14 protein-coding genes are annotated in these 16,232 nt (G+C 43.6%); 13 read left to right on the top strand and 1 reads right to left on the bottom strand.

Going from position 1 to position 16,232, the window contains the following annotated elements; genetic code table 11:
* Positions 1-3: 3 nt before the first annotated feature.
* The 11 genes from ABDK00_RS16840 to ABDK00_RS16790 all read left to right on the top strand — a co-directional run bounded on the left by ABDK00_RS16840 (position 4) and on the right by ABDK00_RS16790 (position 12,222).
* Complete coding sequence (locus tag ABDK00_RS16840) at positions 4-2,325, top strand: hypothetical protein (protein WP_346236165.1); 2,322 nt, start codon at positions 4-6, stop codon at positions 2,323-2,325.
* 3 nt (positions 2,326-2,328) lie between these two features.
* Positions 2,329-2,700 carry a hypothetical protein gene (locus ABDK00_RS16835; protein WP_346236166.1) on the top strand — a complete coding sequence of 124 codons (372 nt, stop codon included), beginning with the start codon at positions 2,329-2,331 and terminating at the stop codon, positions 2,698-2,700.
* A complete protein-coding gene (locus tag ABDK00_RS16830; RefSeq protein ID WP_346236167.1) occupies positions 2,700-3,413 on the top strand; it encodes a hypothetical protein in 714 nt (237 codons plus the stop codon). Before ABDK00_RS16835 ends, ABDK00_RS16830 begins: the two co-directional genes overlap by 1 nt.
* A complete protein-coding gene (locus ABDK00_RS16825) occupies positions 3,410-4,495 on the top strand; it encodes a hypothetical protein (protein WP_346236168.1) in 1,086 nt (361 codons plus the stop codon). Before ABDK00_RS16830 ends, ABDK00_RS16825 begins: the two co-directional genes overlap by 4 nt.
* A 14-nt stretch (positions 4,496-4,509) precedes the next feature.
* Positions 4,510-4,920 carry an N-acetylmuramoyl-L-alanine amidase gene (locus ABDK00_RS16820; RefSeq protein WP_346236169.1) on the top strand — a complete coding sequence of 137 codons (411 nt, stop codon included), beginning with the start codon at positions 4,510-4,512 and terminating at the stop codon, positions 4,918-4,920.
* A gap of 240 nt (positions 4,921-5,160) precedes the next feature.
* Positions 5,161-5,877, top strand: a complete 717-nt coding sequence (locus ABDK00_RS16815) for a hypothetical protein (protein WP_346236170.1) — start codon at positions 5,161-5,163, stop codon at positions 5,875-5,877.
* 106 nt (positions 5,878-5,983) lie between these two features.
* Positions 5,984-6,943: a pectinesterase family protein gene (locus tag ABDK00_RS16810; RefSeq protein ID WP_346236171.1), complete on the top strand. Its 960-nt coding sequence runs from the start codon at positions 5,984-5,986 to the stop codon at positions 6,941-6,943.
* 62 nt (positions 6,944-7,005) lie between these two features.
* Positions 7,006-8,622, top strand: coding sequence for a glycoside hydrolase 43 family protein (locus ABDK00_RS16805; protein WP_346236172.1), 1,617 nt, complete (start codon positions 7,006-7,008; stop codon positions 8,620-8,622).
* 86 nt (positions 8,623-8,708) lie between these two features.
* On the top strand, positions 8,709-10,262 hold the full coding sequence (locus tag ABDK00_RS16800) for an arylsulfatase (protein WP_346236173.1): 1,554 nt from the start codon (positions 8,709-8,711) through the stop codon (positions 10,260-10,262).
* A gap of 128 nt (positions 10,263-10,390) precedes the next feature.
* Entirely contained in the window at positions 10,391-11,227 is an 837-nt protein-coding gene (locus ABDK00_RS16795) for a UDP-2,3-diacylglucosamine diphosphatase (protein WP_346236174.1), read from the top strand.
* Positions 11,228-11,241: 14 nt separating this feature from the next.
* The gene (locus ABDK00_RS16790; RefSeq protein WP_346236175.1) at positions 11,242-12,222 is read left to right on the top strand and encodes a glycosyltransferase family protein; all 981 of its coding nucleotides are present in this window, start codon (positions 11,242-11,244) and stop codon (positions 12,220-12,222) included.
* Here ABDK00_RS16790 and ABDK00_RS16785 read toward each other — a convergent pair.
* The gene (locus tag ABDK00_RS16785) at positions 12,219-13,007 is read right to left on the bottom strand and encodes an HAD family hydrolase (protein ID WP_346236176.1); all 789 of its coding nucleotides are present in this window, start codon (positions 13,005-13,007) and stop codon (positions 12,219-12,221) included. The genes ABDK00_RS16790 and ABDK00_RS16785 overlap by 4 nt on opposite strands.
* 203 nt (positions 13,008-13,210) lie before the next feature.
* On the opposite strand from ABDK00_RS16785, the gene ABDK00_RS16780 reads away from it, so the two are divergent.
* Positions 13,211-14,368, top strand: a complete 1,158-nt coding sequence (locus tag ABDK00_RS16780; protein ID WP_346236177.1) for a DUF418 domain-containing protein — start codon at positions 13,211-13,213, stop codon at positions 14,366-14,368.
* Between the two features lie 11 nt (positions 14,369-14,379).
* Positions 14,380-15,765, top strand: a complete 1,386-nt coding sequence (locus ABDK00_RS16775; RefSeq protein ID WP_346236178.1) for a hypothetical protein — start codon at positions 14,380-14,382, stop codon at positions 15,763-15,765.
* Positions 15,766-16,232 lie beyond the last annotated feature (467 nt).

Raw genomic sequence — 16,232 nt, 5'->3', positions numbered from 1 at the left:
AGAATGGCAATAAAAAGTATAAGTGAGTTAAAGCAAATGTTTTCTGAGGGTTCGAGACCTTCGGCGCAAAACTTTTCAGATTTTATTGATTCAATTAATGACAGGGTATCGGCTACTAAAGGAAATCTCAAATATATAACACCGGACGACATACTTGCTGCTCCGACAGGTAATATGGTGCTAGGCGCGTTGGTTGCCGGCACATACAATAATTTAAAGTTGGCCGGTGGCGGTGCGGCTGCTCCTATCGAGGTTCTTGATGATGATCTCTCAGAAAAAAGCTATTATGAAAATGTAGAATTTACATATAGTTATGCGGAAAACGCTTGGAACGTTTTCAAAAAAGCAAAGTCTGGAGAAATGCCATTTTTTAGCGATAGTCCGAGTATAAGGGAAGTGTCAACATTAACGTTAGTTGTTAAGCGTAAAGCTGGGCAAAATTTCCCGATCATATTTGAAAACTTACTCAATAAATATGGCGTTGCGGAGACTAATTTTCTAACACCTGACAATACTAATATACCGGCAGAAGTAACAGAGGAAATGTTTACTCAGAATTCAAAGGTTCTTATAAATTATCGTTCGGATTTGGATAGGTATCTTATAAGCTTTGTTCCTTTACCGAGAGTAAATAAAGCCTATATAACACTACGGGATTTGGTTATAGATGGCGCTGACCCTATTTTTATTTCATTTACCAATGCTTTATTATTTCAAGCAAACGGCGGATACAGAACAATATCTGGAGGTCCTTACAATTTTGACATTGGGAATAAAATCATTTATCTCTCTGATAGCGCTGAAGTGTACTCAGCACCAAACTTTGATACCGTGGGAGCAGGCGAGATGCTCTATTTATTCGCCGAATCATTTGACACCGCACAATATTATCCCAGATCAAGTGCTTATGCGATAGGTGTACTGAACGCGTCTGGATTCGTAGCGGTTGAACCCGCATTCATTAAACCAGCTCAAGCGTCATCGTCACGCTGGTTGTTATTAGAACAATTAGGGTTATTGCCTGTGCGGAATTACAATTCAGTGTCCGTTAATTCTGAATTCTTATTATTTGTCAATAAATATTACGCAAGAAACGAAGATGTCACAATTTGCGCCATTGGAGACTCAATAATTACAGATTTGGGCTGGAACACTCCTTTGGAAGATGCTATGTACCGCCCACCGTTTATGACTGAAGATAACCTCAATGCTTTTTTAGAAAATAAGCTTAGATGGCGTGAGCAGCAATACAATCGGTTTGACGTTCCAGGTGTTTTTACAGAAACATTAGGCGGCGGTTCTTCTGAGGTGTTACGAGAGGACGGTGGCATCGGTGGGGCATGGGGTATACATGGAGCATCATATGTGCTTCCGACTACAAAGGTTATAGATGGTGGGACAAATGCTGGTGTCTCCTATATATATCCAGCTGGAATGAGGCGTTGTAATTTTATACTTCACACCGACTATAAATGGGCGAACGAAACTATAATAACCGTTGCTGAGGGCCCCGGAGAAGTTGAAGTTCAGAATGAAGATGGAATTTGGGTTGAGGCAAATGGTTACAGCAGCAATTTGCAAGAAAGTGCAACGCTTATCAACGATACCTTTAGAAAAAGCCAGTATCAAAAACGGCTTAATATGAGGTCATTATCCAGCTTATCATCCAAAACTATCACAATACAAAACGTAGGAGCCGGAAGGTTTGCGTATTGGGGAATTGAGTATAGTCCGCACGAATTTTTGTTTTCCTATATCGCAGCGTCTATTGGATCACAGGCATTGTACGGTCTTTCTATGAATAAATCATGGCAAGTAGATGCTTTTAATCCAGATTTAATTTTAATGGAGGTTCCTATTATTAACGAAGGAGTACAAACAGGGAGCGGCACAGCTTCAGCCGGTGTAGAACCTTCTGAAATAGCTCAGCATTATCAAAATTATATTGAAGATGTAATGTCAATAAATGATTGTCCAATATTATCATTTATTGCATGGGGTGGTGCTGTAATGGGCATAGTTGAGCCTGTTAGCGGACGCTGGGGGTATTCCACTTACAACGGGAAAAACGTCACAGTAGACGACTACATCGGCGCATTAGTGAACAAGGCAAAAGAGTTGAATGTGCCCCTCATAAACTTCTTTCCAAGATTCACTGAGATAGCGTTCCGGAAAGCGCATTATGATGGCACCTCAAATATTTATACTTCTGCGATAGCGGCATCGGGCACAGAAGGCAATACTTTCCTTAAGGATTCGGCACATCTGAATAATTATGGTGTTGAAATTCTTAAAAGACTTATAGAACCATATTTTAATTTTTAGACAATGCCCGAAGACATAAAAAATATACTTCCGATTGACAATATAAATCCGCAAGAGGCTGTCACAACGCTGAGTAAAGACAAGTCCGGCTCTTATATTGTCGTATTTATCGTGCTAATCATCGCGCTGCTGGGGTTTATTGTTTATCTCGCTATTAACAGCAATCCACAATGCAGCGAAGAAAAGGCAGCGCTGCGTGCTGACAACGCCATTTTACAGAAAAGAATTATGTACCTGGAGCAAAATCGGGATTACGAACGCATGCAAAAAGAGGTATTGCAGGATAGCGTACGTAAATACCAAATCATTGAGCAGTTTAACAGCACGGAAGGGCCGAAACAGATCATTTTAGAAACCAAAAAAAATAAGCAATAATGAAAAAGCTAATCGTATTATCAATACTGGTGGCTTTGTCTTCTATACAAAGTTGTCATGTCAAGCGCAAAGTGCAACGCAGCTCCGCCGTAGTCGATAGTGTGCATGTTAAAAGCAAACAGTCTGAAATTAAGCAGGAACGAAAAGACAGCGTCGGAACCAATTATTTTGAAAACTTCTATAAGATTTTTTCTACAATGGAGTTCACGGCGGACAAGGTGATAAAGACAGATAGAGTACAACCCAGCGAGTTGAAATTTGTCCTAAACGTTGATCAACTCCAGGTATCGGGCGATACTGCTAAAGCGGTCGATAAAAATACGGGCACAGAGGCCACTATTTACAAAACTCCGACCGGCGAATTAGCTGTAAATATTAAGCCACAGCGAAGCAATGCGACAAACTATGAATTGATAAACGTGAAGCTTAAAACAAGCCACGAAATCGACACCAGTAAGTCAGGCGGCACCAGCGCTGCTACCTCCACTACTACTAATACTACACAAACAAGCGAGAAAGACAGCAGCAGTTTAAAAAAGCAAACAAAAAACAAAAGCGTCGATGTCGAAAAGAAGTTTGGCGCTTTGAAGGTTATCGGGCTTGTTGTATTAGTCGTTGGTGTGTTGTGGCTGCTTGTATTGCTATTCAAAAAGACAACTATCGCCGGTCGGATAACCGGCTTTTTTTCCAAATTTAAAAATCGTTTAAAGTGAAATTAAAACTACTTACACTCATTTTCCTGCTACCGTTATTTAGCGCGGCGCAGCTTACGATCGACACGTCAAAATTGACAAAAAGTGATTTTATCAGTTTTTTGTCGAACTACCAGGTAGCACCAACTAAACCCGCTGAACCGCAAACACCGGTGGAAACCGGCGCAATAGAAAGCTTTGTAGACGCCTTCTACACAGCCTCGAGTGTTGTAACTGACAAAACCGGTGCTGTTGTAGGCATAAAAGCTTTAAAAGGCAAGGATATCAATTACACCGGCATTGCGAGCCCTACACTTATAAAGCCTTACCAAATCGGCAACGAAGTGGTTTTTACCAATCAACCTAATGCTAATTATAGCCTGCTGACGCGCCCGAACGGTAACTTTTTCCCGCTCCCGGAAGAACAGACAATCGTATTTAGAAAGCTGCCCGGAACGGATTGGGAGGCTATTGTTTCAGGCTGGGGAAATTATTACATCGGCTTTGGAAGTATCAACGATTTGCGCGCCATGACCAGCGATTTGTATTTCAAAAACAAAATCGACCTCCAATATTTTACACTCAACTTTTTGCACTTGCGCTTTGAAGATGCAGGCAGCGGCAAGGGTAAAGCAAAGGCTTGGTTAAATGGCGACTATATTGGCGAAGTAACAACGAGCAACAGCAGCTGGTCGCGCCGGTTGGGTTATGGAGTGGGTATAGAGACAAATTCGGCTGATTTTAACTGGCTCGCTTCGATGTTCATCGAAAGAGGTTTAACGGACGCCGAACGGGAACGATATTTTAACCAAATAGAGGCAGCTTACCCGATCGGAAGCCTCCCCAATCATCCCTATGCCAGTAATATTTCATTCTCTAATAGATCGGGCCGACTTATACCAAGTTATGAATATAACGGCGCCAATCCGGAAGATAAGAGCCGGGTTGAATTCCAGTGGTGGAAGTTATCACCTGACCTTTCAAATCAAAAGTTGATTAGTACGGATGCCAGCATTGCTACGCAATCGGGCGTCAAAGTTTGTGTGAAAGTCACAGATGTAAAAGGTAACACCTGGATGTTTGTTTCCGGGAATTATAAATAGTTAAAAAATAAGCAATGAGGAAGATAAATTACCTGATAATTCATTGTACTGCTACACCACAGTCCACAACGATCGACAGCATTAAAAATTACTGGAAGAACAATTTGGGATGGAAAAATCCCGGCTATCATTACATCATTGAACCAAACGGAAATGTCGTGAACCTGCTTCCCATCGATAAGGTGAGCAATGGCGTTGGCGGATGGAATAGTCAAATCATCAACATATCCTATATTGGCGGCATTGACACCAAAGGCCGGGCAATGGATAACAGAACGCCAGAGCAAAAGGCGGCTATCCTTCGACTGTTGAAAGAACTTAAAGCAAAGTTTCCGAAAGCAAGCGTAGCAGGGCATCGGGATTTTCCAAATGTACACAAGGCCTGCCCCAGCTTCAACGCAAAGGCTGAATACGCAGGAATTTAAAAAACCCCTGCCTTTATTGCCCAACTACCACATCGGGCGAATAACAAAGGTGCATACACACCAAGACAGAGGCTATGCCTTTGGGGGTGTGTATGCACCTATTTTTTGTGGTAGAAAACAAAAATAACATAAAGCAATGAAGATTTACAACCAAGCGCCCCTGCCATTTATGGGGCAGAAAAGAAAGTTCTTGAAGGAATTTAAAAAGCGCTGAAAGACTATCCGGAACGCGGTGTTTTCGTGGATTTGTTCGGAGGCAGCGGCCTGTTAGCCCACACAGTAAAGCGCATGTACCCGGACGCCCGTGTAATTTATAATGACTTTGACGGTTACCGGCAACGCCTCGAGTCAATACCAACCACTAACAAATTACTGGAGAATATTCGGCAGATAACCGCCGATCTTCCAAAGGACAAAATGATTAAAGAGCCGCACCGACAAAAGATAATTGACGTTATTGCCCGCCAAAAGGGCTTTGTTGATTATATCACTTTGTCATCCTCTCTACTCTTTGCAATGCAATATGTGAAAAGTTTAGAGGACTTAAAAACCAAAACGTTTTACAATACCGTTCGGTTGGGAAGCTACAATGCAGATGGTTACCTGGACGGGCTTGAAGTGATTAACGCGGACTATAGGTATGTTTTCGAGTCCTATCGATCAGGCCGGACGGTGTATTTAATCGATCCGCCATACCTATCTACGGAATGCAGTGCTTATAGTAACTACTGGAAGCTAACCGACTATCTAAATGTCTTAGACACACTCAAAACGGGTAATTATTTCTATTTTACCAGCAATAAAAGCAGTATCATTGAGCTGTGTGAGTGGGTGGCAAGTAAGACTGGAGGTGTTAATCCATTTGCAGGGGCCCGGGTTAAAAAGGTAAATACAAGCGTGAACTACAGCAGTAGCTATACAGATATCATGCTATTTAAAAACCACAGTATCGGGTAAAAAGGCTGTTTTTTGCGATTTTTAAAAAAGTGTAAAATTGCAACGATTCAATTTAATCATTGCAACGTTTTAATTTAGCGCTTTTAATGCGGCTAACAATCTAACTATGTATTTAAAAATAATTTTTCAATTGGTTCTTTTATTATTTGCTGTCAATCTGTTCGCAGCAAAACCCGATTTTGTGGTCGCCCAAGATGGCTCCGGCGATTTTAAAACCGTGCAGGAAGCGATTGATGCAGTTAAAGATTCGAGTGAAACAAGAACAGTTATTTATATCAAAAATGGAACCTATAAGGAGAAGCTCATGTTGCCCGCTACAAAAACCAATGTGAGTTTTATAGGACAGGACGTGAGCAGAGTTGTACTCACTTACGACGATTATGCCAGTAAAAAAAATGAGAAAGGACTAAACATCGGCACCACAGGCAGCTCTTCATTTTTTATTTTCGGTGATGGCTTTTATGCAGAAAATATCACCTTTGAAAATAGTGCAGGGCCAGTCGGCCAGGCTGTGGCCGTAAGGGTTTCGGCAGATAGGATCCGATTCAAAAATTGCCGGTTTGTGGGTTTTCAGGATACGCTTTATGTGCACGGCGCCGGTGAAAAAAGCAGACAGTATTATCAAAACTGTTATATAGAAGGAACCACGGATTTTATTTTTGGAGCGGCAACTGCTTTGTTTGAACGCTGCACCATTTATTGTAAAAAAGGAGGCAGCTACATCACAGCGGCCAATACGCCCAAAGAAGCATCGACGGGCATGGTTTTTCTGAATTGTTCAATCACGGGTGATAAGGGGGTTAGCTATTATTTAGGCCGTCCGTGGGGCGATTACGCCAGAACCGTTTTTGTCAAAACTACACTACCTGACTTTATCAGGGCCGAAGGCTGGCACAACTGGGGCAGGCCTGCTGCAGAGCAAACGGTCCACTATGCAGAATACAAAAATTCAGGGCCGGGCGCAGTTATAGATCAGCGCGTATCATGGTCAAAACAACTTTCCAAGCAAGAAGCCAGGAGACTTACGGCCAGGCATATTTTTAAGGGTTGGGATATTAAAAATTAGAACAAGATAACACTACTTACGCCCGAAATGAAGCGGCGGCTATAATTATAAACGAGATGCATATGAGAAGACAATTGCTATCAGCCGGACTATTGATTTTAGGTTATTGCCTGCAGGCGCAGACGCCTTATTTGTCCCAGGTCTGGAATCCTGACAACGGTGACGGCACTTATAAAAATCCTGTTATCAATGCTGATTATTCCGACCCGGATGCGGTGCGTGTCGGTGATGATTTTTACATGACCGCTTCCAGTTTTGATGCTGTGCCCGGCCTGCCTATTCTTCATTCAAAAGATCTTGTCAACTGGACGATTATCGGGCATGCTTTACAGCGTCAGGTGCCTCTACAAGTGTTCAATAAAAACCAACATGGCAACGGGGTTTGGGCGCCGGCGATCCGCTATCACAACAATGAATTTTACATCTATTATCCCGATCCGGATTTTGGCATCTACATGATAAAAACCAGGGATATAGCAGGCGCATGGAGCGAACCCGTGTTGGTAGAAGGTGGCTCCGGCTTAATCGATCCCTGCCCGTTTTGGGATGATGACGGAAAAGTATATCTCTCGCATGCTTATGCCGGAAGCCGCGCAGGCATTAAAAGCGTTTTGGTGATTAAAGAAATGAATGCTGAGGGTACCAAAACTACGAGCGCCGGCGTGATGGTGTATGATGGGCATGAATTGGATCCTACTATCGAAGGCCCCAAAGTGTATAAACGCAATGGCTACTATTATCTGTTCGCGCCCGCAGGCGGTGTGGCAACGGGTTGGCAACTGGTATTGCGAAGTAAAAATATCTACGGCCCATACGAGCGCAAAGTGGTGATGGACCAGGGCAAGACGCCGGTGAATGGCCCGCATCAGGGCGCCTGGGTAGACACAAAAACGGGGGAGGATTGGTTTTTACATTTTCAGGATAAGGAAGCAATGGGGCGCGTGGTTCATTTGCAGCCTATGAAATGGATTAACGACTGGCCGGTCATTGGCGCGGATGAAAACGGCGATGGTACAGGCAACCCGGTGCTTCGCCATAGAAAGCCAAACGTAGGCCGTGTGTACCCGATGATTAACCCGGTCGAGTCAGATGAATTTAACGGCACCCAGATGGGCCTGCAATGGCAGTGGCAGGCAAATCCGCAGGCAACCTGGAGTTTTATGAACTCTGCTAAAGGCGCTTTGCGTTTGTTTGCGCATCCCATAGAAAAGGGCCAAACGCTTTGGAACACGCCTCATGTGTTGCTTCAAAAATTTCCGAACGATGTTTTTACCGCCACAACAAAAATGACTTTTTCATTCAGTGAAAAGTTTATTGGTGAAAAAGCGGGCCTGACTACAATGGCCATGAGCTACGGCAACATTGCCGTAAAAAGAAAGCCGGAAGGGAATTATATCGTATTTACGAGCTGCGAAAAAGCAGACCGGGACGGCAAGGAAACAGAAAAGGAGCTTGCCAGGATCAACCAAAATGAAGTTTATTTCCGCATGAAACTAATGTCGGACACAACCTGCATTTTTAGCTTTAGCCTGGATGGCAAGACATTCACGCGGGCGGGTTCGGTGAAAGCTACGCCGGGCAAATGGATCGGTTCGAAAGTAGGGCTTTTTATTACCAGCGACATAAAAATCAACGACGCCGGATTTGTGGATGTGGATTGGTTCAGAATTGAAAAATGACACAATCGTTTGCGCAAAAAAATCTGTTCAAACTTTGATACTTTTATAAACAACGAGGCTTGCCCTGCAATTATAAAAGATTCAATATGCAAAAGATAGCGATTTTTTTTCTGGCGTTTTTCTGGTGTGGTTTGCTGTCGGGCACTTGTTTGGCCCAACAAAGAAAAGCCGCCAAACCTAATATTATCTATATTCTCGCCGATGATCTTGGGTATGGCGAACTGGGTTGCTATGGACAAACAAAAATTGAAACACCGCATATCGACGCATTAGCCAAAAATGGTAAAAAATTTACGCAGCATTATGCATTTGCTGTCTGCGCGCCTTCGCGCTACCTGCTCATGACGGGTATTAATTCCGGCCACGCTTATATTCGCGGCAATCACGAATGGGGCGAGCGCGGGCCCGTTTGGGATTTTAAAGCAATGGAGGAAAATCCTTTTCTGGAAGGTCAGTTCCCTATTCCTGATTCAACATTGACGATCGCCGAAGTGTTGAAAGAAGCGGGATACACAACAGGCCTCGTAGGCAAATGGGGTTTGGGCGCTCCCTTCACTTCCGGCTTGCCCAACCGCCAGGGATTTGATTATTTCTACGGATATATCTGCCAGCGGCAGGATCACACTTATTACAATGGACATTTATGGGAAAACGAAGACCGTGTAGCCCTGAGCAATAAAATTGTGGCTCCCGATACCACGCTGCCCAAAACGGCCGACCTCATGGATCCTAAAACTTATGCGCCTTTTCAACAAAAAGATTATGGCCCCGATTTTCTGATCAAAGCGGCGCTGAATTTTATTGATAAAAATAAAGAGCAACCTTTTTTCTTATATTATCCTTCTCCACTGCCCCACGTGTCGCTGCAGGCGCCCGAGCGCCTGGTTGATTATTATCACAAAAAGTTTGGCGATGAGAAGCCCTTCCGCGGCGGCTCCTATTTCCCCTGCCGCTATCCGCGCGCTACTTATGCCGCGATGATCACTTTGTTAGATGAACAGGTGGGCCAAATTGTAGATCAGCTAAAAAAGAATGGGCTGTATGAAAATACCATCATTATGTTTTGCAGCGACAATGGCCCTGCTTTTAACGCCGGAGTCGATCCCGAGTTTTTCAACAGCGCCGGGCCTTTCAATGAAAAATATGGCTGGGGCAAAGGGTTTCTCAGGGAAGGAGGCATCAGAATGCCATTTATCGTGCAGTGGCCGGGAAAAGTAAAAGCGGGTTCGACCTCCGATCATGTTTCTGCCACGATAGATATCATGCCGACGCTTTGCGAACTTTTCAACATGAAAGTTCCGGCGAAAGTAGATGGTATAAGTTTGCTCCCTGAAATTTTAGGGAACAGTGCGAGGCAAAAGCAGCATGAGTATCTGTATTTCGAGTATCCGGAATATGGCGGCCAGCAGGCGGTTCGGGTAAAAAATTGGAAAGCGATCCGCATGAATTTAATGAAAGGCCAGATCAAGACAGAACTATATGACCTGGCTACCGATCCGGCTGAAGAAAATGATCTTGCAGCGCAGCATCCCGACATTGTTGCAACGCTGGAAAACATTATGAGAAAAGCGCATCAAACTCCGGAAGTTGAACGGTTTATTATACCGGCGCTGGAGCAGGAGTCGAAGGCGAAAAACTAAACTTGCTTGTATTACCAAATGGTATTTTTCGCCCGCAGGCGATGACATTTGCATTCATAACAATCAGCTAACACTATCATAACAATTAGGTTAAACAAGTGGCGGAGTTTTGATAAACTCTAAAAACCATGAATAAAAGACCGGTAGAAGTGGTAGTTGCTTCCGACTTACACCTGGGAACCTATGCCTCCAAAGCAAAAGAGTTCGCTACCTATTTAAAAAGTGTGGATCCCCGCCTGTTGATTCTCAACGGAGACATTATTGACGGATGGCAATTCAGCAAGCGCTATTTTCCGCCTGCGCATATCGCAGCAATCAAGGAAATTTTCAGCAAATTGAGCGGCGGCACGCGCGTAGTTTATATTACAGGCAACCACGACGACGCTTTCAGAAAATATTCCGACCTCGAATTGGGTAATTTTTTACTGGCCGACAAAATTGCGATCGAGGTAAACGGGAAACGCACCTGGATTTTTCACGGAGATGTCTTCGATCATACGACCTATAAACAGGCCAAATTTCTCGGAAAGCTGGGCAGTAATGGGTATGCGATTCTTATGGGGTTTAATAAAGCCGTCAATTTTGTATTAAAATTTTTTGGAAAAGAAAAATTGTCGTTGTCTAAAGTTATTATGCAGCAGTTCAATAGGCGATTTATAAAAATTGATGAATATGAACAAAAGATCGCTGGAATTGCCATCGAAAAGCGTTTTGATACGGTGATTTGCGGCCATATTCATCAACCCAAAAAACGTGTGATCACCAATGAAAACGGATCCGTTTGCTATTTGAATTCGGGTGATTGGGTGGAACACATGACAGCTTTGGAATATTATGACGGAGATTGGCACTTGTATACCTATGATGAAAAAGAAATAGTGACCGAAAAGCCAGTCCGTGAAGTGCCCAAAACGGAAGTTTTAACCAGCGAGATCGCGCTCTACCTACATTCTCTGGCCAAATAATTTAAGAAATTAACATGAAGATTTTTTATGCCGTCCAGGCCACAGGAAACGGCCATATCAGCAGAAGTATGGAACTGCTTCCTTATCTGCAGCAATACGGGGAAGTAGATATTTTTTTAAGCGGTGACAACAGCAATTTGAAGCTGGATGCCCCAATTACTTACCGCAGCAAGGGACTGAGTTTGTATTACACCTGCAACGGTTCGCTCGATTATTGGAAAATTGCACGATCGATCAATTTTCTATCCCTAAAACAGGAAATTAAGCAATTGCCTGTAGAGAAATATGACCTGGTGATTAATGATTATGAATACATCACCGCCGCCGCCTGCGAGGCTAAAAAAGTACCTTCTGTGAACTTTGGCCACCAGGCCAGTTTTCAATCGATGAATGTGCCGCGCCCCGAGCAAAAAAGCAAGGCCGGCGAGTGGCTTTTAAAAAAATATGCACGGGCTGACCGTTATATAGGACTGCATTTTGAGCCATACGACGATTTTATTGTGACGCCGGTGATCAAAAAGGAAATACTCGAAGCCACACCGACCGACGAAGGCCATATTACGGTTTACCTGCCTTCCTACTGTGAGCCACAGCTTATTGAAATATTTTCCGGATTTAAGGATCATCATTTTGAAATTTTCAGCCGCGAATCGAAGGAAGATCGCCGGGTCGGCAATATCCTTTTTAAGCCGGTATCGAAAGCGATGTTTAATAAAAGCATGATCCATGCGCACGCCATTATAACCGGCGGTGGTTTTGAAACGCCGTCGGAAGCTATTCATCTGGGAAAAAAAATAATGGCAATACCCATCCGGGGGCAATATGAACAATGTTGCAACGCCGCTGCGCTGCGTAAAATGGGCGTTATGACGCTGGATAAAATCAACGATAACTTTCCGGAGGTCTTCAAACAATGGATGGAAGATTACAAGCCCATCCGGCGTGACTACAGTCAGAGCATCCCGCTAAGCATGAAAAAACTATTTGAATCTTAGATTTTAAATAGCTGACGGATGGTGTGAATCACACCCCCTTCATTATTAGTTCGATCGGTAATATATTTTGCTTCTTTTAGAATCGTCGGGTGCGCATTCTTCATGGCATAACTATAACCTGCGTTTTGAATCATGTCCAGGTCGTTTAAATAGTCGCCAAAGACCAGGGTCTCTTCCGGGCTCACATTGAGCTGTTCCTGAATAGCTTTGATAGCCGTGCCTTTGCTGCCATCCCGGTTGGTAATGTCCAGCCAGATTTGCCCGGCCACCGCTACCCTGAAATCGCCTTCAAACTGTTTGTAAAATGGGTAGCTGTTAGTTTCAGATCCGGCAAGGTCACAAAGGGATATTTTTAGAATAATGTCCTCCACCTTCGTCAGGTCGTCCACGGTGCGGTATTCCTGGTAATATTTTAATGCCTGACTGGTAAACTCCTGCTCGGTGTTTTCGATATAAGCCAGGTGTTTGCTACACAAAACCGGGTAAACATTGGGAATGGGACGTGATATTTCTATGAATTGTTTGATAGCAGGCGCCGCCAACTGATTGACAAGCAACTCTTCATTACCATGCACCACATAGCTGCCGTTGTCGCAGGCAAAATAAAGCTGGTCTTTGATGGGTTCGAATAAGGAAGCAATATTGTGAAAGGGCCGGCCACTGGCGATGACCAAGTGCACATTTTTTTGAAAAAGGGTAGCTGCAGTTTCCCAAAAGCCCTCAGGCAGGTTTTTTTGATCGTCTAAAAGAGAGCCATCCAGATCAATTGCGACTAGTTTGAGCATTTTATTTTATCTTGCTTTGTTAAAAATTGTGTGCGTTCATCGACAAAATGTGCCAATTTATAAAAAAAATAAGCCCATTCATCGAAAAATATTCAAGCCCCGTTGTTTTATCGGTTACTTTATAAAACATTAGCAGCTCTTTTCTGAACCTCATGCCACATGTAAAAGCAAATATAAACAACCGGATTAATGCCCTGGACAGTATGCGAGCACTTTCCTTAATCGCCATTACATTCCGACACTTCCTAACCCGGTATAATTATGATTCTTTCGAATACGCAGCGGACGGATTGGTCGTTCGAATGGACCGTTTGGTAGAGTTTGCCGATTTTCACCTGTTCTACGGAAAAGCATACGCCATTTTCGCCTTCCTCTTTGGATATTCTCTTTTTTTACAGCAAAAAAGTAAGGGATCGGGTTTTCAAAAATATATGGCGGCAAGGCTTTTTTTACTCTTAGTATTTGCCTGCTTTAACTCAATTTTCTTCCCCAGCGGAGACATACTGCTGCTTTACGCTATCGTTGGCCTGCTCATCCTTCCCGTCATTCGGGTGCGGTCGCGGTGGCTGCTTTTTATTGCTTTGTTTTTCTTACTGCAACCAATCGAATGGATAGCGATGGTAACAGATTTGATGACCAAAGGAAACCCTCTTTCAGTTGTATCTTCCGGTGCGTTAAAACACGATCTGGATACAGCGCTTAAAAGCGTTTCGGTGGGGGAGGCTATTTGGTTGAATCTGACCAAAGGCCAATTGTCGGCGTTTATCTGGTCTCTGGAATCGGGCAGGTTGGCTCAAACGATTGGATTAATGTTATTAGGCTTTTATGTTGGCAAAAAGGGATTTTTATTAAGGTTGATCGCGGAGGGAAGAGCCGCCTTGCGATACCTCTATATTCCACTTTTTATAGGTATTTTTTGCTTTTCGATCAGTCACCTGATGGTTGGAGACAGCTACCAGGCCCAAAAGCTGGACATTATTTTATCAAATTGGATTAATTTGTGCGTGGCGGCGTTGTATGTCATGATATTTGTTTCTTTCTATGAAAAAACGATTGCGATGTACACGGCTCACCTCAACGCATATGGGCGCATGAGTTTATCCAATTATCTATTTCAATCCCTGGTGGGGGGTATTTTGTTTGCGCCCTTTGGTTTTGATTTGGGAGATACGCTATCTTCTACATACCTCGTAGTGGTTTGTTTTACGATGATTGTCTATCAGGTTATTTTTTCAAATATATGGCTGCAACAACGTAATTATGGGCCGGCGGAATATATATGGCGCCGCGCCACATCGATTTTTTTTCAGATAAAATCCGGCAATAGGCCCATTCCGGATTATAATATTAAAAATATCTAAATTCAAAATTCATGAGAACGACTATTTTTATCCTAAGTCTGCTGTTTAGCATGCTGCAAGCTACTGCTCAAGGCGACACTATTTATACTGTTAACAATTTTGCCACGCCTGGCATAAGGCAAATGACTGGCGTTGATCCCAGTACCGGCACTTCGGCAACTGTTGGCGCCCTTTACGGCACCTCGCCGGTGAGCTCGGGTTTGGCGCTTGCAAATGACGGGTACCTCTATTATCTCATTGAAGCAAATAATAATAGCGGACTATTTAGCGTCAGCGCGATTCAGGCTTTTGAAACGCCTACCTCCGGCAGCACGGCTCCAACTGCTTCCACGGCGATAATCTCTAATGTAGATGTTAACGGGTCGAGCACAGAGGACGTGACCTTCCGCCGGCTGGCAGCAGCGCCCAACGGATATATTTATCTCGCCGCTACAGAAGTAACAACGGGAGTTGTGTATTTTGGCAGGTTCCTGCCAACAGCTGGTACAGGAATGTCAACTTATGAGCCGCTCGGCACCATCACATTAAACGGCGTGCCTCCTGCCGGTAATTTCAAAAATGGGGATATTGCCTTTGACGGTCAGGGTAATTTGTATGCTTTGGTAAATCAGGATCAGGTAGGCGGCCAGGCAGTTCTTTGTTACGCTGCCGCCGGAACCCTTTCCACGACCGCCGGTGGCACCACGGAAATGGATGAAGTGCTGAACGTAGTAGGCCCCGGCGGAACACCTTTTACCGGACTGGTAGTAGGCTTGGCCATGGCGTCGAATGGCAATTTTTATACAGCGGTACAGAATTCCGGAGGAAGTACCGATGGGGGCGTTTATCGTATCGTGAAAGATGGCAGCGGCGCCTTTACTGCCTCATTCATCAACGCCGTTGACCCGGATAATATCGGAGACCTTGCCACATCTTATTTTCCCTCACAAACCGTGCTTCCGATCGAATTTGGGCCTATTGACGCCAAAATTCAGGGCCAAGCCCTTATCGTAAACTGGAGTACGCTTTCAGAACAAAACAACAGCCGCTTTGATATCGAAGCCTCAAAAGACGGTAAGGAGTTCGTGAAAATTGGATCGGTGGCAACCAAAGCTGAGGGGGGCAATTCTGACAATACGATTTATTATTCCTTCTCAAAATCGATCGAAGGCAACTTAGGCCTGATGGCCATCTCTTTATTTTCATTAGCTTTTGTGCTATTGTTCTCCAGAAAAAACAAAATATTGTTTTCGCTGTTGATTATAGCATCGTCGGGAGCGATGATTTCCTCTTGTGCAAAAGACAATGCCCAGGTAGACATCGATAAGGACTCAAAACTGTATGTAAGGATTGTGCAGGTTGACAAAGATGGAACACAATCTACTTCAAAAGTTATTACTGCTTATCGCGCGGATTAACATATTGGAATTTTATACTACAAACCCGGAATTTTTCCGTGTTTTTTTTTGGAATGGTGGTTAAATAGAAATCTTTGGGAAGCCAAACGTGCATAGCAATGTGTATAAAGCCTGCATTTGCGACTTATTGTGTGGATTTGACTGTGGCTCATTGTGTATAAGCCTGTTTACAACAGGTGCTTATTAAACAGCCGAAATATTTGGAAACCGTATCCTTTAGATCGTATATTCATATTGCACCGTTGATGAATTTGTTTCCTTTAAATTGAAAAGTTTAACGGAATATCTGAAACGGGCAATTTTACAACTCCTCTTTGACAAATGTGAGATGAAGCTATCGGCTTAAATGCAATTTGTAATTAAAAAAGATGGCGGAAGCTTACCCATTGTTGATGTAGGTTGTAAAAGCCGGGCGGCGTAAAACCTTGGGTTTACAAACCAGGCAATAATCAGGATGCTTACAGTAT

It is taken from the genome of Niabella insulisoli, from assembly GCF_039652435.2.
GTDB classification, from domain to species: Bacteria; Bacteroidota; Bacteroidia; order Chitinophagales; family Chitinophagaceae; genus Niabella; species Niabella insulamsoli.
Note: the sequence above shows the minus strand (reverse complement) of the source record. Positions and strands in the feature narration are given on the sequence as shown.